General features: G+C 50.7%; 19 protein-coding genes. 7 read left to right on the forward strand and 12 right to left on the reverse strand.

From position 1 onward, the window contains the following. Window positions 1–16: 16 nt before the first annotated feature. Together gppA and rhlB are read right to left on the reverse strand one after the other, a co-directional pair. Entirely contained in the window at window positions 17–1,561 is a 1,545-nt protein-coding gene (gene gppA / locus N3Z11_RS15595; protein WP_260658126.1) for a guanosine-5'-triphosphate,3'-diphosphate diphosphatase, read from the reverse strand. Continuing rightward, the gene (gene rhlB, locus N3Z11_RS15600; protein WP_260658127.1) at window positions 1,527–2,798 is read right to left on the reverse strand and encodes an ATP-dependent RNA helicase RhlB; all 1,272 of its coding nucleotides are present in this window, start codon (window positions 2,796–2,798) and stop codon (window positions 1,527–1,529) included. Before rhlB ends, gppA begins: the two co-directional genes overlap by 35 nt. Before the next feature lie 185 nt (window positions 2,799–2,983). Between rhlB and trxA the strand changes: the two genes are divergently transcribed. The 3 genes from trxA to N3Z11_RS15615 all read left to right on the forward strand — a co-directional run bounded on the left by trxA (window position 2,984) and on the right by N3Z11_RS15615 (window position 6,246). Continuing rightward, complete coding sequence (trxA, locus tag N3Z11_RS15605; protein ID WP_260658128.1) at window positions 2,984–3,310, forward strand: thioredoxin TrxA; 327 nt, start codon at window positions 2,984–2,986, stop codon at window positions 3,308–3,310. Window positions 3,311–3,511: 201 nt separating this feature from the next. Continuing rightward, window positions 3,512–4,780, forward strand: coding sequence for a transcription termination factor Rho (rho, locus tag N3Z11_RS15610; RefSeq protein WP_260658129.1), 1,269 nt, complete (start codon window positions 3,512–3,514; stop codon window positions 4,778–4,780). 170 nt (window positions 4,781–4,950) lie between these two features. Further along, window positions 4,951–6,246 (forward strand): NAD(P)/FAD-dependent oxidoreductase, encoded by a 1,296-nt coding sequence (locus N3Z11_RS15615; RefSeq protein WP_260658130.1) that lies wholly within the window; start codon window positions 4,951–4,953, stop codon window positions 6,244–6,246. Between the two features lie 90 nt (window positions 6,247–6,336). On the opposite strand, the gene N3Z11_RS15620 is transcribed toward N3Z11_RS15615, so the two are convergent. The 3 genes from N3Z11_RS15620 to N3Z11_RS15630 are packed head-to-tail and all read right to left on the reverse strand — an operon-like array spanning window position 6,337 to window position 11,020. Beyond that, window positions 6,337–6,636, reverse strand: coding sequence for a hypothetical protein (locus tag N3Z11_RS15620; RefSeq protein ID WP_260658131.1), 300 nt, complete (start codon window positions 6,634–6,636; stop codon window positions 6,337–6,339). Further along, window positions 6,636–9,809, reverse strand: coding sequence for an efflux RND transporter permease subunit (locus N3Z11_RS15625; protein ID WP_260658132.1), 3,174 nt, complete (start codon window positions 9,807–9,809; stop codon window positions 6,636–6,638). Before N3Z11_RS15625 ends, N3Z11_RS15620 begins: the two co-directional genes overlap by 1 nt. After that, on the reverse strand, window positions 9,806–11,020 hold the full coding sequence (locus N3Z11_RS15630) for an efflux RND transporter periplasmic adaptor subunit (RefSeq protein WP_260658133.1): 1,215 nt from the start codon (window positions 11,018–11,020) through the stop codon (window positions 9,806–9,808). Before N3Z11_RS15630 ends, N3Z11_RS15625 begins: the two co-directional genes overlap by 4 nt. A 285-nt stretch (window positions 11,021–11,305) precedes the next feature. Here N3Z11_RS15630 and N3Z11_RS15635 point away from each other — a divergent pair, with 285 nt between their 5' ends. Beyond that, window positions 11,306–12,370, forward strand: a complete 1,065-nt coding sequence (locus N3Z11_RS15635) for a DUF3083 family protein (protein ID WP_260658134.1) — start codon at window positions 11,306–11,308, stop codon at window positions 12,368–12,370. Window positions 12,371–12,479: 109 nt separating this feature from the next. Here the strand turns inward: N3Z11_RS15635 and thpR are convergent, their stop codons facing one another. The 4 genes from thpR to arfA form a co-directional block, all read right to left on the reverse strand. Next, window positions 12,480–13,052, reverse strand: a complete 573-nt coding sequence (gene thpR / locus N3Z11_RS15640; RefSeq protein WP_260658135.1) for an RNA 2',3'-cyclic phosphodiesterase — start codon at window positions 13,050–13,052, stop codon at window positions 12,480–12,482. After that, on the reverse strand, window positions 13,042–13,812 hold the full coding sequence (gene rluF / locus N3Z11_RS15645) for a 23S rRNA pseudouridine(2604) synthase RluF (RefSeq protein WP_260658136.1): 771 nt from the start codon (window positions 13,810–13,812) through the stop codon (window positions 13,042–13,044). Before rluF ends, thpR begins: the two co-directional genes overlap by 11 nt. A gap of 138 nt (window positions 13,813–13,950) precedes the next feature. Beyond that, entirely contained in the window at window positions 13,951–14,301 is a 351-nt protein-coding gene (locus N3Z11_RS15650; protein WP_260658137.1) for a VOC family protein, read from the reverse strand. Window positions 14,302–14,433: 132 nt separating this feature from the next. After that, complete coding sequence (gene arfA / locus N3Z11_RS15655) at window positions 14,434–14,640, reverse strand: ribosome alternative rescue factor ArfA (RefSeq protein ID WP_260658138.1); 207 nt, start codon at window positions 14,638–14,640, stop codon at window positions 14,434–14,436. A 163-nt stretch (window positions 14,641–14,803) separates the two neighbouring features. Between arfA and yjjG the strand changes: the two genes are divergently transcribed. Beyond that, the gene (gene yjjG, locus N3Z11_RS15660; protein ID WP_260658139.1) at window positions 14,804–15,478 is read left to right on the forward strand and encodes a pyrimidine 5'-nucleotidase; all 675 of its coding nucleotides are present in this window, start codon (window positions 14,804–14,806) and stop codon (window positions 15,476–15,478) included. On the opposite strand, the gene N3Z11_RS15665 is transcribed toward yjjG, so the two are convergent. Together N3Z11_RS15665 and N3Z11_RS15670 are read right to left on the reverse strand one after the other, a co-directional pair. After that, entirely contained in the window at window positions 15,464–15,886 is a 423-nt protein-coding gene (locus N3Z11_RS15665; RefSeq protein WP_260658140.1) for a hypothetical protein, read from the reverse strand. The two genes, yjjG and N3Z11_RS15665, sit on opposite strands and share 15 nt — an antisense overlap. Window positions 15,887–16,018: 132 nt before the next feature. Then, a complete protein-coding gene (locus tag N3Z11_RS15670) occupies window positions 16,019–16,555 on the reverse strand; it encodes a lipocalin family protein (RefSeq protein WP_260658141.1) in 537 nt (178 codons plus the stop codon). A gap of 182 nt (window positions 16,556–16,737) precedes the next feature. Here N3Z11_RS15670 and N3Z11_RS15675 point away from each other — a divergent pair, with 182 nt between their 5' ends. Together N3Z11_RS15675 and N3Z11_RS15680 are read left to right on the forward strand one after the other, a co-directional pair. Continuing rightward, window positions 16,738–17,040 (forward strand): ArsR/SmtB family transcription factor, encoded by a 303-nt coding sequence (locus N3Z11_RS15675; RefSeq protein ID WP_260658142.1) that lies wholly within the window; start codon window positions 16,738–16,740, stop codon window positions 17,038–17,040. Between the two features lie 19 nt (window positions 17,041–17,059). Then, window positions 17,060–18,124 (forward strand): alkene reductase, encoded by a 1,065-nt coding sequence (locus tag N3Z11_RS15680; protein WP_260658143.1) that lies wholly within the window; start codon window positions 17,060–17,062, stop codon window positions 18,122–18,124. A 148-nt stretch (window positions 18,125–18,272) separates the two neighbouring features. Here N3Z11_RS15680 and N3Z11_RS15685 read toward each other — a convergent pair whose 3' ends face one another. Next, window positions 18,273–18,800, reverse strand: coding sequence for a hypothetical protein (locus tag N3Z11_RS15685; RefSeq protein WP_260658144.1), 528 nt, complete (start codon window positions 18,798–18,800; stop codon window positions 18,273–18,275). Window positions 18,801–18,842: the final 42 nt, after the last annotated feature.

Genomic DNA, 18,842 nt, shown 5'->3' on the forward strand with positions numbered 1-18,842 from the left:
GCCTGACGGCGCTTTTTTATTTCAGCTGCAACAACCAGCCGGCTTGTTGCTGATAAGCCACTTCCTGCTCCAGCTCAGCGCGCATCAAAGGGTGTTGCTCCAGCCAGCCGGCAGGCAGCGTTAAAGTCAGGCTTTCCGCCTGAGCGCTGATTTGCACTTCCGGCAGTACTTCATGGCGACGGCGCATCGACAACACCACAGCTAAGCGCAACAACCGGGTTAAACGCACGGCCAGCAGCACTGAGGTCATGGTCTGACGGGCAATAATGTCACGGTTAATATCAGCTCTGTGGTTATACACCAGCGCCATCAGCAGTTGTTGCTGCGCCCGGGTAAAACCAGGTAATTCGGTATGGCTGATAATATAAGCACCGTGATGATGGTGGTTCTTGTATTCAATCAGCAGACCAAGCTCGTGCAGCAAAGCGCCAGACCTTAGCATACTCAGGCCTTCAAATTTGCTTAGCTGCCACTGGGTTTGTAACTGCAGTGCCAGTTGCAGCGCCATATCGGCCACACGGTTGGCATGTTGTTCATCTATGTAATAACGCACCATTAAGCTGGCGATAGTTCTGTTACGCACATCAGTGTGTTGCAGCTGTGGCAACATACCGTACAACACGCCTTCGCGCAGAGCGCCCCCCGACAGCGTCATGCCGGGAATATGCAGTTTACGGAACAAGGCAATTAAAATGGCAAGACCTGACGGGAACACCTGTTTACGTTCCTGTGCCAGCCCGACCAGACTTAAATGCTCCAGCTGCCCACACACCAGCGCCTGCTGCATAATACTTTCCAGCCTGGCCAGCGTAATGACTTCATCCTGCCCCTGTGCCACCAGAATTTCCTGCATCGCCTGCACTGTGCCAGAAGCACCCACTGAAATTTGCCAGCCAGCCGCCAGAAAGGAAGTCGCTATGCTGTCGAGCTCCTGCTCTGCAGCGGCAATAGCTGCATGAAAATTATCTTCGGTGAGCAGGCCGTCGGTAAAATAACGGTCCAGATACGTGACACAACCCATATTCAGGCTGGCAAGTAATAACGGGGAAAAACCACTGCCCACCACCATCTCAGTAGAAGCACCGCCAATATCAATCACTAAGCGGTTGGCCTCACAGCTGGAGGTATGGGCAACCCCAAGATAAATCAGCCGGGCTTCTTCTTCGCCGCTGATGATTTCAATGTGGTGGCCGAGGATTTTTTCCGCTTCATTGAGGAAAGTTTTGACATTACGTGCCAGGCGCAAGGTAGCTGTGCCAACAATACGGATGTTTTGTGAAGGAATGTCCTGTAACCGCTCGGCAAAAAGTGCCAGGCACTCCCAGCCGCGGGTCATGGCTTTTTTACTGAGTACCAGGCTGTCGTTCAGACCGGCGGCAAGCCGTACTTTACGTTTCACCCGGCCTATCACCTGTACACTGCCACCAACCACTTTCACCATCAACATGTGAAAGCTGTTGGAGCCAAGGTCAATCACAGCATAAATATCTTCATGCTGTGATTGCTCCGGTGTGCTGATGCCCGGTTTAACGTGGTCTGGCGCGCTGCGGTCTTGGTCCATTCGGATGAGGTCGTCCTGCACTGCGGGCCTGGCCCGGACGGCGGCGTACACGCGCCTTCGGCTGGGTTAAATCCGTTAATAAAGCGGAAGGGTCGTATTGACTAACCGGAATAGGATGTTTGATGTAGTCTTCAATGGCCGTCAGGTTCAGCGCATAACGTTCACAGGCAAAACTGATGGCTTTGCCGCTTTCACCGGCACGACCGGTCCGGCCAATACGGTGCACATAGTCTTCACAGTCGTCCGGCAAGTCAAAGTTAAATACGTGACTGACTTTTGGAATATGCAAACCACGGGCTGCAACGTCTGTCGCCACCAGAATATCCAGTTTGCCGCTGGTAAAATCATCGAGGATTTTTAAACGTTTTTTCTGCACTACGTCGCCGGTGAGCATACCAACCCTGTGGCCGTCGGCTTCAAGCCAGGCAAAAATATCTTCACACCAGTGTTTGGTATTGGCAAAAACAATGGCTTTATCCGGCCATTCTTCTTCCATCAGTGTCAGCAATAACTTCATTTTATGCTCGTTGGACGGATAAAACAGTTCTTCGCTGATACGGCTGCCGGTCATTTGTTCAGGCGCAATATGGATATGTTCAGGCTGGTTCATTTGTTCAAATGCCAGCTCCTGCACCTTGTAGGATAAAGTGGCAGAGAATAATAAACTTAAACGTTCGGTAGCAGGCGGCATCCGGTTAAACATATAACGGATGTCTTTGATAAAACCCAAATCGAACATCCGGTCGGCTTCATCCAGCACCACCACCTGAATTTGTTTCAGGTCGTACAGACCTTGTTTCATGTAGTCAATCAGGCGGCCCGTGGTACCAATTAAAATATCAGCGCCTTTTTCCAGTAACTGGCGTTGAGAATCGTAACCTTCGCCCCCATAAATCAGAGCAAGCTTTAAACCGGCATGTTTTGCCAGTTCAACAGCGTCCTGATGGATCTGAACAGCCAGTTCCCGCGTAGGAGCCATTATGATGGCGCGTGGTTGGCCTGAACCTTTAGGTTCATGAGTCAGCAGATAATGGAAAGTCGCGGTCAGAAAGGCCAGGGTTTTCCCTGTACCGGTCTGGGCCTGTCCGGCGATGTCTTTACCGGCCAGTGCCAGTGGTAAACACTGTGACTGGATCGGTGTGCAATGAGTGTAACCTTGCGCATGAAGTGCGGCAAGGACCTGAGGTGCCAATGCAAAATCGGCGAATTTATGCTGAGTGAGGTGTGTTTTATTCATACCGGGTTAGCATAACCGTTACGCTTGCAATAAGGAACAGTCAGGATAAAATTGATGCCAGTTTTTTCACGGGTCAGTTCATCCGCAAAGCAGCGCCAGTGCAACAGCACAGCGCCCTTGCCGGTGAGACTTACTCAAAACGCTGAATAACGCAGTAACCCTGCCCAGCCCTATCGGAGAATATAATGAGCGAACATATTTTACAGGTTTCTGATGACAGCTTTGACGCTGATGTTTTAAAAGCTGCCAGCCCTGTGTTGGTGGATTTCTGGGCAGAATGGTGTGGTCCATGCAAAATGATCGCGCCAATCCTGGATGACGTGGCCAAAGAATATGCCGGTAAAGTCACAGTGGCCAAAGTGAATATCGACCACAACCCTGGCACACCACCAAAATTTGGTATCCGTGGTATTCCAACGCTGCTGTTATTTAAAAACGGCCAGGTTGCTGCCACTAAAGTTGGCGCGCTGTCAAAAACTCAGTTAAAAGAGTTTCTGGACAGTAACATCTGAGCTTAACCAGCACAGGCAAAATCAGGCGTATATTTGTACGCCTTTTTTTATGGCGCCGCTGGACGGCCAAAACTTATCCTGCTATGGTGTAGCTCAGCAACTTCTCTAATAACCCGCTTGTTCGTTGACTAATTCATTTCCAAACCCAAATTGCTCAGCGAAAAGCTATCTTTCTGTTTTGATACACAAGAACCCATCAATATGCATTTAACCGAACTGAAGCTGAAGCCGATTAACGAGCTGGTTGATCTGGCTGAGTCCATGGGCCTGGAGAACATGGCCCGTCTGCGCAAGCAAGATATTATTTTCGCCATCTTAAAATCACATGCGAAAAACGGTGAAGAAATTTACGGCGACGGTGTGGTCGAAATTCTGGCCGACGGCTTTGGCTTTCTGCGCTCATCAGACAGTTCTTATTTAGCAGGCCCGGATGACATTTATGTGTCGCCAAGCCAGATCCGCCGTTTTAACCTGCGTACCGGTGACAGCATTTCCGGCCTGATCCGCCCGCCAAAAGAAGGCGAACGTTATTTTGCGCTGCTCAAAGTGAACGAAGTGAACTTCGGTCGCCCTGAGCAAGCACGTAACAAAATTCTGTTTGAAAACTTAACGCCCCTGCATGCCAACTCACGGCTGCGGATGGAACGTGGTAACGGCAGTAAAGAAGACATCACAGCCCGGGTACTGGATTTGGCTTCGCCTATCGGTCGTGGTCAGCGTGGTTTGATTGTGGCACCACCAAAAGCCGGTAAAACTATTTTGCTGCAGAATATCGCCCAGTCTATTGCCTCGAATTACCCTGAATGTGTGCTGATGGTGCTGCTGATTGACGAACGTCCGGAAGAAGTAACCGAAATGCAGCGTATGGTCAAAGGTGAAGTGGTTGCTTCAACCTTCGACGAGCCAGCCAGCCGCCATGTCCAGGTTGCTGAAATGGTGATTGAAAAAGCCAAACGTTTGGTAGAGCACAAAAAAGATGTGATCATCCTGCTTGACTCTATCACCCGTTTAGCCCGCGCTTACAACACCGTGATTCCAAGTTCAGGCAAGGTATTAACAGGTGGTGTGGACGCCAACGCGCTGCACAAACCAAAACGCTTTTTTGGTGCCGCCCGTAATGTGGAAGAAGGTGGCAGCTTAACCATTATCGCTACTGCGCTGGTGGATACCGGTTCGAAGATGGACGAAGTAATTTACGAAGAATTTAAAGGTACAGGTAACATGGAATTGCACCTGTCGCGTAAAATTGCTGAACGCCGCGTGTTCCCTGCCATCGACTTTAACCGCTCTGGTACCCGCCGCGAAGAATTGCTGGCATCGCAGGAAGAACTGCAAAAAATGTGGATTTTACGCAAAATCCTCAACCCAATGGACGAAACCGATTGTATGGAGTTTTTGATCGACAAGCTGTCGATGACCAAAACCAATGACGAGTTTTTTGAGTCCATGAAACGGCAAAAAAACAGCTAAGTTGAAGCCGGCCTTGTGGCCGGCTTTTTTTTGCTTATTTTCCGCCAGCCCTCTGTGTTTCTGCCCGGCATTTGCAGCCGGTGTTTTGATCTCTGGCGTCAAATTGGCAAAGGCCGTGGGCCCGGCCAGATGTGCCCGCAAAGAATTTATATTTATCAGGGTAATGCACCATGGCACTTGCACGTATTGTGATTATTGGCGGCGGCGCCGGCGGTTTAGAGCTGGCCACCCGTCTTGGAAATAAACTCGGCCGCAAAGGCAAAGCAGCTGTCACACTGGTGGATCGTAACGCCACCCATATCTGGAAACCGCTGTTGCATGAAGTAGCCACCGGCACGCTGGATGTAGATATCGACCAGGTCACCTATCGCGCCCATGCAGCTGCCCACGGTTTTGATTTTCAGCTGGGCTCCATGACAGGGCTGGATCGCGAGCAACGTCAGGTCATTCTGGCGCCTTTGTATGACGAAAATGGCGAAGAAATTTTATCGGAACGCCGGTTAAGTTATGACTATCTGGTGCTGGCCATTGGCAGTGTGTCGAATCATTTTGGCACCCCTGGTGTGGTGGAAAACTGCATTTTCCTCGACAGCCCGGCGCAGGCCAAAAGATTCCACCGCCGTTTGCTGGAAGCTTATTTAAAACTGAACTCTCCTGGCCACCCGAAAGACAACCTGAATATTGCCATAGTCGGCGCCGGTGCGACCGGTGTAGAGCTGGCCGCCGAGCTGCACCATGCCGCTGCCGAGCTGAATTTATACGGTTTTAGCGATATGAAACGCGACCGGTTAAAAATCAGTGTGATTGAAGCAGGCCCGCGTATTTTGCCGGCCTTGCCTGAGCGTATTGCCGCTGCCGCCCATAAAGAGCTGGTAAAACTCGGTGTTAATGTGCGGGTCGCCACTAAAGTCACAGCGGCAGATGAACACGGCTTACAGCTGGGTGATGAACATCTGGACAGTGAATTAATGGTATGGGCGGCCGGTATTAAAGCGCCGGATTTCCTGAAAGATTTGGCGGGTCTGGAAAACAACCGTATCAATCAGTTGCTGGTATTACCCACCTTACAAACCACCCGTGATTCACAGATTTATGTGATTGGTGATTGTGCCGGTTGCCCGCTGCCTGACAACAAATGGGTACCGCCACGCGCCCAGTCGGCGCATCAAATGGCCGAGCTGGTGGCCAAAAACCTGATTGCCGCGGTCAGCGGTAAACCACAGCAGCAATATCATTACCGTGACCACGGCTCGCTCATCTCGCTGAGCCGGTTTGGCACTGTCGGCAGCCTGATGGGTAATCTGGTGGGCGGCGCTATGATGATTGAAGGCCGTATTGCGCGGATGGCGTATATTTCGCTGTACCGCATGCACCAGGTGGCGTTACATGGCTGGTGGCGCACCCTGATGATTTCGGTAATAGGCCGTATTAATAAAATTATCCGGCCAAGACTAAAGCTGCACTAACAGCAGATACCGACAGCAAACAAAGACAAAAAGGCAGGTGAAATGCACCTGCCTTTTTCATTTCAGAAAATCTATTACAACAGCTGCGGCTTAACGCCGGCGTGAAATGGCCGGCTCGTCAAAATAATCAAACTGACCATCGGCTAAAGCCGTTTTACGTTGTTGCTGATAATCCAACCTTTCACTCAACGCATAACCGAAAACTTCCAGATGCGCTTCGGCCATCAGCTGCTGCAGCTCGGTTTTATCAGTGAGCCCCAACAGCTCACCGGCATATAAAAAACCTTCAGTCCGGTGTTTTTCCACAGTGATGGTTTCTCTGGCTTTGCTTTTTTGAAAAATCAGCAAAAACTGCTGCTTGGCCTGCTGTAAAAACAACGTCTTGTCCATCAAACTTCCCCGGTTTGTGCTGGCTCTGTATCAACGGTTTTGCGTCCGGAAAACAGCGTTTTAATGTCATCCAGAATCACATACAACGCAGGGATCAGCAGCAAGGTAATCACTGTGGCAAACAAAATACCAAAGGCCAATGACACCGCCATAGGCACTACCACTTTAGCCTGCAAACTGCGCTCCAGTACTATCGGCGCCAGGCCAACAAAGGTGGTCAGCGAGGTCAGTAAAATAGCCCTGAACCGCTGAGTACCGGCATCCACCACGGCTTTAGTCAGAGCCACACCTTCTGCTCTGGCTCTGTTGACAAAATCAACCATGATCAGGCTGTCATTCACCACCACACCAGCCAGCGCCACCAGACCGAAGACCGACATAATGCTCATGCTCAGCCCAAGCACCAGATGCCCAAGCACTGCCCCCACCAGACCGAACGGGATCACACTCATAATAATCAGCGGCTGACTATAAGATTTCAGCGGGATGGCCATTAAACCGTAAATACAAAACAGCGCAAAAACTGCACCTTTGAGCAGCTCAACCATGGCATCTGCTTCATCCTGAGTATTGCCTTCGAGCTCAGAAGTCACTCCCGGATATTTTTCACTGATTTGTTTTAAGGTGGTTTCACGGATTTCTTTAACCACTTTTGACGGTTCAATCAGGCCTTTATCAGCGGCTGCATTCACAGACACAGCACGCATTCCATTCACCCTGTTAATCGCACTGTAACTGGGCTGCAACCGGTAACTTGCCACCTGTGAAAATGGCACCACACCACCGTTGGCGGTGCGGATCCGCATGTTTTCCAGGTTGCCGATGGAGGAGCGTTCATCTCTTGGATAACGCACCATCACTTTAATTTCTTCACCGTCACGCTGCACACGCTGGGCTTCTGCACCATAAAAACCATAACGCACCTGCTGCGCCAGATTCTGCAGACTGATGCCAAGCGCGTCAGCCTCTGGTTTAAGCTGCAATACAATTTCGTCATTGCCGCCCAGCAGGTTATCTTCAATATCAAACACACCGTTGTAGCCGGCCAGTGCCATTTTTAATTCACGCGTAGCCGCCTGTAACTGATCTAAGTCGTTGCCACGTAACTGAAAAGAAATATCAGCACCGGCACCACCGCCCATGGAATTGGCATTAATTTTAAAAGACTTCAGACCAGGTATTTCCGGCACTTCTTCCCGCCAGCGCCGCGCAATTTCAAAACCGTCAATTTCGCGACCTTCACTTTTTTCCAGTTCCACCACTATTTGGCCGGCCGTATCAGAGTTCAGAAACATCAGCCGGTGTTTTACAACGTCTTCATCTTCCTGCTGGCGCATTTTATCGTTGGCGCGGATCAAGGCCTGTTCAATCTGCTGCATGGCCAGCACTGTGGCTTTATTGGACGCACCTTCCTCCATCTGCACATTAGCCTGGATAAAATCACTTGGCAGTTCAGGGAAAAATACCCAACGCACAAAACCACCGGACATCAGGCCGCCCATCAGGATCAGCATGGCAACAAAACTGCTCATGGTGACATAACGGTGGCGGATACACACTTCGATAAAAGGCCGGTATTTCTGTTCAATATAATTGTCCAGCCAGCCAGAAACGGCTTCACGCACCTTTTTTAAGCCATTGCTGCCGGAACGCCCCAACGCATAAAAAAAGCCGGTCCGGGCAGGATCCCAGGGTTTGGTGTCCATTTTCACCAAATGAGCGGGTAAAATCAGTTTGGATTCGACAATAGACAACAGCAAACACAATACCACCACCCAGGCGATAGAACCCCAGATTGCAGACATAGTGCCGCCGACCATCAGCATAGGGGCAAAAGCGGCCACTGTAGTCAGCACACCAAAGGTGGCTGGCATCGCCACTTTTTCGGCACCACGGATCACGGCTTCGGTACTTTTGCCGTGTTTTTCGATTTCACTGTACGCGCTTTCGCCGATAATAATGGCGTCGTCGACCACTATGCCCAGCACCAGAATAAAACCAAACAAACTGATCATGTTGATCGACACGCCAAACCAGGGCAGTGGCAATAAAGCCAGAGCACCGAGGAAACAAACCGGAATACCCACCATCACCCAGAAGGCGATGCGAAACTCCAGAAACAGCGTTAGCGCCAGCAACACCAATAAAGCGCCCATCAGCATGTTGTCGGTCATTAAATCCAACCGGCCCTGCAGGTAATAACTGGCATCACCCCAGGTGGCCAGCGTCACACTGGCCGGCAATTGTTGTTTTTTCTCAGCAACATAAGCTTTGACGGTTTCGGCAATTTTCAGTGTATTGTCATCACCCACAGCGTCGATCTTGATCGACACAGAATTTTTGCCATCAAAAGTAGCAAGCCGCTCCCGCTCAATAAAACCGTCAGTCACCACGGCGATATCACCCAGCAATAATTTACTGCCGTCAGCAAACTTCAGCAGAACTATGCTGGCAAAATCAGCAAAATCGTAAGCCTGGCCTTTGGTGCGCAATAAAATATTGCCGCTTTCCGAACGGATAGAACCACCGGGTAAATCCACTGAACTGCCACGGATAGCACTAACCACCTGTTCAAAGGTCAGGCCGTATTCTTTGAGTTTGTGTTCAGACAACTCGATGGCAATTTCATAAGGGCGAGCGGCTACCACTTCCACTTTACTGACGCCGGGTTTGGCTTTGAGCTCATCACGGATATCTTTGGCCAGCTCTTTGAGCGTATGCTCGGGTAAATCACCGTACAAAGACACCCACATCACATTGCTCTGAAAGCGCACCCGGTATACCACTGGTTTTTCGGTTTGTTCAGGCAATGACGAAATAGAATTGACCTGGGTTTTAATTTCCTCCATCACTTCACTGATGTCGTAACCGCTGGCAATTTCCGCCTGTACTGTGGCTAAACCCTCAACGGCATTGGAGCGGATCCTTTTAATGCCGTTGACACCCCGCAGGCTTTCTTCAATTTTATCAATAACACCACTTTCCACTTCCTGCGGTGCTGCGCCCAGATAAGGCACCCGGATATTCACCTGTTCGAGCTGAATTTCCGGAAACACCTGCTTTTTGATGGTTAATACTGAGGCCAATCCGGCCAGCAACAGCACCACCATCAGCAGGTTGGCCGCCACACTGTTGCGGGCAAACCAGCTTAATATACTCTGATTGCCGCTCATAACTGATCTCCGCTCTTCGCCACTGTGTCTGCTGGTTTTTTGTCGGATTTTTCAGCAGTGGCTTTGCCGATGTCTGAGCTTAACCGCACCTGCAAACCGGGCAATGGATTGGTGACAGGGGATACCAGAATTTGATCGCCGGGTGCAAAACCCGCTGCAATATAAGCTTGTTGCTCATCGGCTCTGTCCAGCTCCATGGTGCGCAGCTGTAGTTTCTGCTCAGCGTCCACCACCAGCAACTGATTGGCTGGTCTTAATAGATGCCGGGGCACCACCACCACTTGCTGCGCCTGACGGCCGGCAATACTGGCTTTGACAAAACGGCCAAAACGCAGCGGCTCGGCATTTGGCACCCCCAGCTGATAAGGATTTTTTATTTCAGCCACGGCATGGATCACCCTGCTGCGCTCATCCAGCACCCCTTCGGTGCGCACCAATGCAGCCTGCCATGTCAGAGTTTTTCCCGCCACCTGCGCACTGAGTTGTACCGCTGGCGCCGGATTGTCAGGATTTAAATCGATGTAAGCCAGGTCATGGTCCGTCAGCGGCAACCGGACTTCCGCGACATCTGTGCCATAAATCATACCTATGCTGCTGCCTCGGCTGACAAACTGGCCTAAATCGACACTGCGGTTTTTCACCATGCCGGCGTAAGGGGCGCGGATTTCGGTGCGGCTTAAATCACGTTTGGCTCTGTCGAGATCGGCTTCAGCTGAACGCACCTTGGCCAGGGCGCTGGCCAACTGTGGCCGGCGTAAACCTAAAGCCGGCGCCTGTCCGGCTTTAAAAGAGCGCCAGTCTTCTTCTGCCACCCGAACTCTGGCTTTTTCTTCTTCCAGCGCCGCCTCAGCAGTTGCCAACGCAGCTTCGGCCGCTTTTACCGCAGTCAGGTAGTCACTGCGTTCCAGTTGTACCAGCAAATCACCCTGCTGAAAAAAACCACCTTCGACAAAATTGTCGGCCAGCTGCACCACCCGGCCATTCACTTCAGACACCAGGCTGGTTTCCAGTTTTGGGATCACCGCCCCTTGCGATTCAATCTGATAGCGCAGATCCTGCGGCTGCACTTGTTGTACTTCCACCAAGAGTGCTTGTTTGGTTTCGGCCTTTTTTTCCGGGGGTTTGCGCATTGCCGCCAAACCTGCAGCAATCAGCACTGCAGACAAAAGAATGACAGCAGGAACGGCAATTTTTTTTAATTTGGCGGCCATAGTAAGTTTCCATCTCATCAATGCCGGCGCCGAAGAGCTCCGGACCTGGCAGAAGTTACAGTATTGATAAGTGCCAGACTAACAGCTCTGGCACTTTGTGACAGCAATTGCAGCAGCAACAAAATGTTACTGAAAGTTACAACTGGGTCTGGCATGCAACAACCCCACTATTAACGTTAGTTAGCCAGTATGGGATCAGGGCAAAGATTGCGCTGGAACAATGTTTTGGTCATATAGCAAGACTAGAATGACGCCGTCGAATAAAGCATCTACAAGGAAATTCTGATGGCTATCAGCACCCAACACAAAGTGTACATTCCGGATACCGCCAAAGATAACCAGTATATTCTGGCCGAACTGCAACTGAGCGAGGGATTTTTTGCCAGCTATGCCGACACCTACAGTTGCTATCAGCAGCTGAGCCAGCAGTTTTTCCAGCTTTGCGAAAAAGCCGGTTTAAAAAACGTGCATTTTATTGCCAACGATAAACTGCCGGTGGTGCGTTTTCACACCGAAGCTTTTAGTTTTCAGACTGCCGACCAGATGCTGTTTTTTTATAACCCTGCTTATCACGAAGCACAGCACAGTCACTTTGACCCCAATTACCGCGCCCGCAAAATCAGTTTGTTGTGCCTGGCCACTGGCGCGGAAATCCGTAATCAGGCGGCCGCATTCCACCGCACAGTAAAAGCGGTATTACAGGATTTTAAAGCCCAATTGCCCGTTGCTGTGCCGCTGAAAATCCGCGACCACCAGCATTTGTCTTATGATTTATTTGCCCGCGCTAAAGGCTGTGACAGCAGTTTTGGTTATAAATTACGTTCTATTGCGAACCGTTACATGGCGCGTGATGTAGAAATCCCGACAGATCATCAGGCCATGACTTATGCCGCCGCTACTATTCCACTAAGCCACAAGCTGGCGCAGCAACTGCAGCAGCATAGCAATGCCCCTTTTACCGAACTGTACCAGCAGCTGGAGCAGCGTTTTATCAGCGCCGCCACAGCACAGCATCTGACCCGGCTGGCACTGGTGGCCGACGGCAGCACACCGCTGGTGCGCAGCAGCCAGATTGAAAAACCCAGGCGTAGTCAGGAACTGCATATGCTGAGTTTTGATTTAACTTCGGATAAAGCGCAGGTGTTCAGTCACTGGCATCCGGATCAGCGGGTGGAAACCGCACATTTATTGCTGGTGGCAGGTCAGAATGACCAAACCGAATTTGGTTACGGCCGTTATATGAATCAGGTGGAGCAGGCGTTAAAGGCGCTGGCGCAACAGCTGGAAATGGACCCGGCCAAAGAAGATTTGATAGTGCGTTTTCATCAGCACATCAGTTACCAGCTGTGATGTTTTAAGGCCAACAAGCCGTCTCCTCTGTCGTGCTTGTATTGCTGTGCCACACCGCGTCCGCCAAGTCCCGGCTGACGCGGTTTTTTATCGCCGCCAATAAAGCTAGTCAGCGCTGAAGCGGCAAAGATGCCAAAGGCAGGTAACGCACCCCGTTCGGGGTTGACAGCGAATGGTACAACGTCAGTTTTTCCGGTGCTAACAACACTTCTGGCGGCTGTGGCGCAGCTGCTGGCAACACTTTGGCTTTGCGCGCCAGCGTGATATGAGGGCGCAGCGCATGCTGTGGCGGCAAAAAACCGGCCTGTAACGCTGCTTGTCGCAGCTGAATATCTAATTGCATCAGCCCACGATGCTGTAAAACACCTGTCAGGCAATACACGCCAGGCCCGGGCCATAATTCCAGCTGATTAAGCAACACCGTAAAAGCAGGTAACTGTTGTGTTTTGAGCTGCTGCCACAACAGCTCTGTTTGCGCCGCGCTGCTTTGGCCTAAAAACAATAAAGTCAGATGTAAATTGGTTGGCTTCACCGGCTGTAACGGCGCTTGTAGCTGCTGCAGCAAAGCATTTAATGTTTGTTGTTGCTGTGCTGAGGGCGCAACACCAATAAAAAGCCGGCGTTCTCCCTGCCAATCAAAAGCAAGGCTGTCGCATTCAGACAGTTCCAGCTCAGTCTTCATCCGGCAGCTGCGATGTGGTTAATCTGGACGCTTCTTCGGTTTTGCTCGAACTTAACAACATGGTTTCCAGCTCGGCCATTTCAGTTGCTGTTAATTCGCGCCACTGCCCTGCGGCTAAACCAACCAAACGCACATTCATAATGCGTACCCGTTTGAGTTTAGTAACATTAAAACCCAGATATTCGGTCATACGACGGATTTGCCGGTTCAGGCCCTGACGCAACACAATATTAAAAGTATGCCGCGATTTTTGCGTGACCTGACAAGGCAGAGTGACGGTATCGAGAATAGGCACGCCAGCGGCCATTTTGCGGATAAAAGCGTCGTGAATAGGTTTGTCGACTGTCACCACATATTCTTTGTCATGGGCGTTACCGGCGCGCAGAATTTTATTGACGATATCACCGTCATTGGTCAGGAAAATCAGCCCTTCAGATTCTTTATCAAGCCGCCCTATCGGGAAAATCCGCTCCGGATATTTCACTGCATCAACAATATTGCCTTTGACATGCAGCTCTGTGGTACAGGTAATGCCCACCGGCTTGTGATAGGCCAGATACACTCTTCTGGGTTTATTTTTCAGGGGTTTACCCGCAACTTCCACCTGATCAGTGGCAGCCACCTTAGTGCCCACCAACGCCACCTGGCCGTTCACTTTCACCTGACCAGACTCAATCAGCTTGTCGGCTTCACGTCTGGAACAAAAACCAGTGTCGCTGATAAATTTATTTAAACGAAAAAGCTCGGTAGCTGCTGTCAACTCGGATACGCCTGTGGCAAAAAAATGATGCAAAGTTTAAGGCGCAGTCAGGCCAAGGGCAAGCCCGCGCTTTGATTGGCGCTGTTTAAGCTGCTGGCCTACGGTTTTTGTCGTTGGATGCAACAGCGCAGCCGGTATTTATTCCGCCCAAATGGCAAATTCATTACCGCCTGGCTCCAGAAACTGAAAACGCCGGCCGCCTGGAAAACTAAAAATAGCTTTGGTGATGGGGGCGCCTGCAGCCTGCACCGCAGCTAAACTTTGTTCCAGATTGTCGCTTTTTAACACCACCAAAACACCACCCTGGGCTGTGGTTGCTACCTGAGAGGCGCGGTAAAAGCCACCTTCCAGTCCGGCGTCAAAAAACGCCAGATAATCAGGGCCATAATCAACAAAGGTCCAGCCAAACACTGTGCTAAAAAAGGCTTTGCTTTGTTCAGGCTGCAAGCTTGGCAGCTCAAGATAATTAATCCGATCAGGGCGGGTCATGGTGCTTCCTTGTTGAAATAACATACTTTGGCGGGAAAGAGTTCTGAGGCTAACAAGGGAGCGGAATTTAGGCAATCACAGTAAAAGGGTAATGCTGGAAAAAAAGCCGGCACACATCAACGGAACAACAGTCTAATGGCAGAATCTCAAAGCCCAAAATGCATCAGGGGCACCCTGTAAGTGCCCCTGACGGTTGTGTTTGCGGCTGTATGCGCCTTTGCCTTTTTTCGGTTTTTCCACTTTGCTGCGAAATAACGGACTGGTCACTAAAGCCGCTAAAGCGTTGTGGTTGATGTCACCACGGCCATGGGCAACTTTGCCCTTTGCTGATTTTTTCATTGCCTTTCCTTTGTGGTTAAAAAACGAGCGCATTGTAACAACAATCACATCAGCCACAAGTGTTTTTTATAGGTACATTTTTGCACGGCGCCATGTCTGGCAAGGCGGATTTTTGCCATAATGCAGCGCCTGCTGTTTAAGTTTATTTACTTGCGGAAAAGCCATGTTATACAACTGCATTTTGTTCGACGCCGACGACACACTGTTTCATTTTGATGCCTTTGCCGGCTTAAGCCGGTTGTTCAGCCGGTATGAACTGGCCTTTGATCAGGCTGAATTTCAGCGTTACCAACAGCTGAATCAGCCACTCTGGCAGCAATATCAGGCTGGTGACATTAACGCCGAACAACTGCAAACGCGCCGTTTTCTGCCTTATGCCAAAAGGCTGGGTGTGAGTGCAGCGGAGCTGAATGATGAGTTTTTGCTCACAATGGCCGACATTTGCACTTTATTGCCTGGCGCCCTTGAATTGCTGCAAGCGCTCAGTGGCAAAGCGCAACTGGGCATTATTACCAATGGTTTTACCCGAATGCAGCAGCTGAGGTTGGAACGTTGTGGTGTGGCGCATTATTTTGACAGCCTGGTGATTTCTGAGCAGGTGGGCGTCGCCAAACCCCATCCGGCTATTTTTGATCATGCACTAGCCAGTCTGGGTCATCCGGCCAAACAGCACACCCTGATGGTGGGCGACAATATTCTGGCCGATGTGCAGGGCGCCCAACAAGCCGGTATGGCCGCCTGTTGGCTCAATCATCAACAGCAACAGGCACCACAGGGCATTCAGCCCGACTACACGGTACAATCTTTGTCTGAGCTACAGCAATTACTGCTGGCCTGAGCTGGTTGGCCGTACTTTGCTTTGACCGCTGGTGCCGTTTTGCGCCTGGTTGTGCTGCGCTATCGCCTGATGTTCGTTTTCATATTGCATCAGCAATAAGGTCAGATAAATTTTGGTGGGTAACGACAAAATCAGCCCCAAAGCACAACAGAGCGCCACAATAATAATGCCCTGCACGCCCATGGTTTCCGGCAGTTTGGCCCCCACCCACAAATAATGGCCAAAAATAATCAGGCTGATGCCACTCAACATCACCAGCTTTAACCAGAACATCAGCCTTTTGGTGGCGGCAAGGGCTGCAGTTCGCTGAGTGACCATTTCGGCCTGTTGCTGCGCGCTAAGCAGCGGCGTTTTAAGCGGCCTTGCTGCCGCAGCTTCTGCCTCGGTTGGTTCAGGCGCTGTCGTCATGATTGTGGCTCCACAAATCTGCATCCCGTCACTATAGAAGCCGGTAGCCAACAGCGCTTGATCCAGCACAACAGAGTTGCGGATCAGGCGCAAAATACCCCTGGTGTTGATTCGATGCGCTGATTGCTGCTGTTATTGGCAAGTCTGAATTTTAATCCAGTCTTTTTCCGCAATGCCAAGCGCAGCCGCCGCCTGATAAAATTCAGCGCATTGTGCTGCAGCAGGTTTATCGCTGCGCGACAGCAACCAGGCGTAGCTGAGATCAGGCCCCACCACCAGCGCCATACTGTAGTCCGGCGCCAGTTTGGCAATATTGTAAGCACCGTAAAAAGGGCCAAAAAAGGACACTTTGAGCCGGCCTTCATTTGCCGGACCGACAAATTTAGCCACCCCTTCGGCCTCATCCCACTGCTGGCTTTCTTCGGAAAAACCCCGGTTCAGCACTTTGACATGGCCATCTTCCCGCAGGCTATAGGTGGCGCAGACCCGGGTTAAACCACGCTCAAAACTGTGGTCCAGCCGGGCGATTTCATGCCACTGCCCCAGATAACGCTGTAATTCAAAAGGGCTGACCGGCGTGACATTGTCCGGCACGCCGGTGCAGCCGGTCAGCAGCAAACCAGCCAGCAACACCGTCAAAGCTGTCTTCATCACACTGAATTTTTTCATATTTTTTCCTGTTACCCCAAGCTGCACCTGCTGCTGAATACGCTGCCACAGCACAAACAGAGCAACGAGCGGCAAAAAATAATGACAGCAGCGCTGATGTGAATTGTTGCGTCAGCCTTGAATATCGACAACTAACGATATATATTTCGACTTATCGCGATATAAGGATGTTGGGATCCCAAATGAGTAACCCTGAACTTGATGAACTGATCAAAGCGCTGTCACACCCGGTCAGGCGCGACATATTAAATTGGCTGAAAGAGCCGGAGCTGTATTTTGCCGACCAGGAGCACCCGCTGTCGTTTGGGGTTTGTGCCGGCAAAATTGATCAAAAAACCGGGCTGTCACAGTCCACCGTATCAAACCATCTGGCCATTTTGCAAAGAGCTGGTTTTATCAGCAGCAAAAAAGTCGGTCAGTGGAACTTTTTTTCGCGTAATGAAGCGGCTATTCAGGCGTTTTTACAACACCTGCAGCAGCTTTAAACCACAAGGCTGAATATTGATGAGCACAAAAACTTTGTTTGATCCGCTGCAACTGGGCAGCCTGACATTAAAAAACCGTATTGTAATGGCACCTTTAACCCGCTGCCGCGCCAGTGAAGGCCGGGTGCCGAATACGCTGATGGCCGATTATTACCGCCAGCGCGCCAGTGCCGGATTAATTTTATCTGAAGCCACTTCAGTGACGCCTATGGGCGTGGGTTACCCTGACACCCCAGGTATCTGGTCGGAAGAACAGGTGCAGGGCTGGAAACTGGTGACTGACGCAGTGCACGAACAAGGCGGGCTGATTTTTCTGCAGCTGTGGCATGTTGGCCGGGTATCGGACCCTTATTATCTGAACGGTGAACTCCCTGTTGCGCCAAGTGCAGTAAAACCGGCTGGTCATGTCAGTTTATTAAGGCCCATGAAAGACTTTGAAACACCAAGAGCCTTAACGCTGGACGAAATTAAACAGGTGATTGCGGCTTACCGTCAGGGTGCTATCAATGCCAAAGCGGCCGGTTTTGACGGTGTGCATGTACATGGTGCCAATGGTTATCTGCTGGATCAGTTCCTGCAGGACAGCACCAACCTGCGTAGCGATGAATACGGCGGAAGCATCGAAAACCGCGCCCGTTTATTGCTGGAAGTGACAGACGCCTGTATTGAGGTGTGGGGCAAAGACAGAGTGGCAGTGCATTTGGCACCCAGAATGGACGCCCATGATATGAAAGACAGCCAACCGGCCGACACTTTTGGTTATGTGGCGCGCGAGCTGGGCAAAAGGCAAATTGCCTTTATTTCCACCCGCGAACATGCCGCCGACAACAGCTTAACGCCGATGCTGAAACAGCAGTTTGGCGGTGTGGTCATTGCCAACGAAGGCTTTAATAAAGCCCTGGCCAATGCATGGCTGGCTGAGGGCAAAGCTGACGCTGTGGCTTTTGGTGTGCCTTTTATTGCCAACCCGGACTTACCTGCGCGCTTATTACAGGACGCGCCACTGAATCCGCCGCGTAAAGAGCTGTTTTACGCCAAAGGTGCCGAAGGTTATACCGATTATCCAAGCCTGCAGCAGGCTTGATCTCAACCAAAATTAGCTGCTGATAATAAAAAACCACCGGCGACGGTGGTTTTTTATTGTTAAAGCCTGGTTGCTCTTTCAGGCGCTGTATCACACAGATGACACAAGCCCAAATCCACAGCAGACCTCAATCCAGACGCTGTGTTGATCAGTGGTGATGGCTACGGTCTTCAGTTTTTTCAGCGTCATGCTGATGTTTTTCGCCATGCTCATGATGATCATGATCTTTAGCCGCTGCCGCCGTTGGTTTTAATGGCTCAAACTTGGCCGTTTGTGCGCTTTGGCCTGGCATAGTGATATTGGCCACCACTTTCATCTCAGGCACAGAAGCGTATACAGCCTCGCCCACCAGCGCGTTATTACCTTCCGGCTTTAGCTCCACCCGGGCTTTTTGTTTGCCGGCTACCAGCACCAAATTGGCGGTGGCACCTGCTGTTGCTATCGGTGTGTTGGCATGGTCCATCACAAAAACTTTAATGGCATTGTTTTTGGCGTCTTTGCTGTTTTTCACGACCAAAAGCTCAAAATGATAAGCACCGGCCATGCGCAGCTGACCACCGTTCGGCCCAACCACAGTGTCCAGATATTCATCGGTATGCGCCTGGGCTGCACTTGCAGCCACCAGAGCCAGCAGCGCTGCTGCTTTGGTTAATTGGGAAAACGCTGTTCTGAACATAAAAAACCTCCAAAAACTGTCAGTTAAAAAGTGAGTAAAAAC

Source organism: Rheinheimera sp. 4Y26 (assembly GCF_025245835.1).
Lineage (GTDB): Bacteria > Pseudomonadota > Gammaproteobacteria > Enterobacterales > Alteromonadaceae > Pararheinheimera.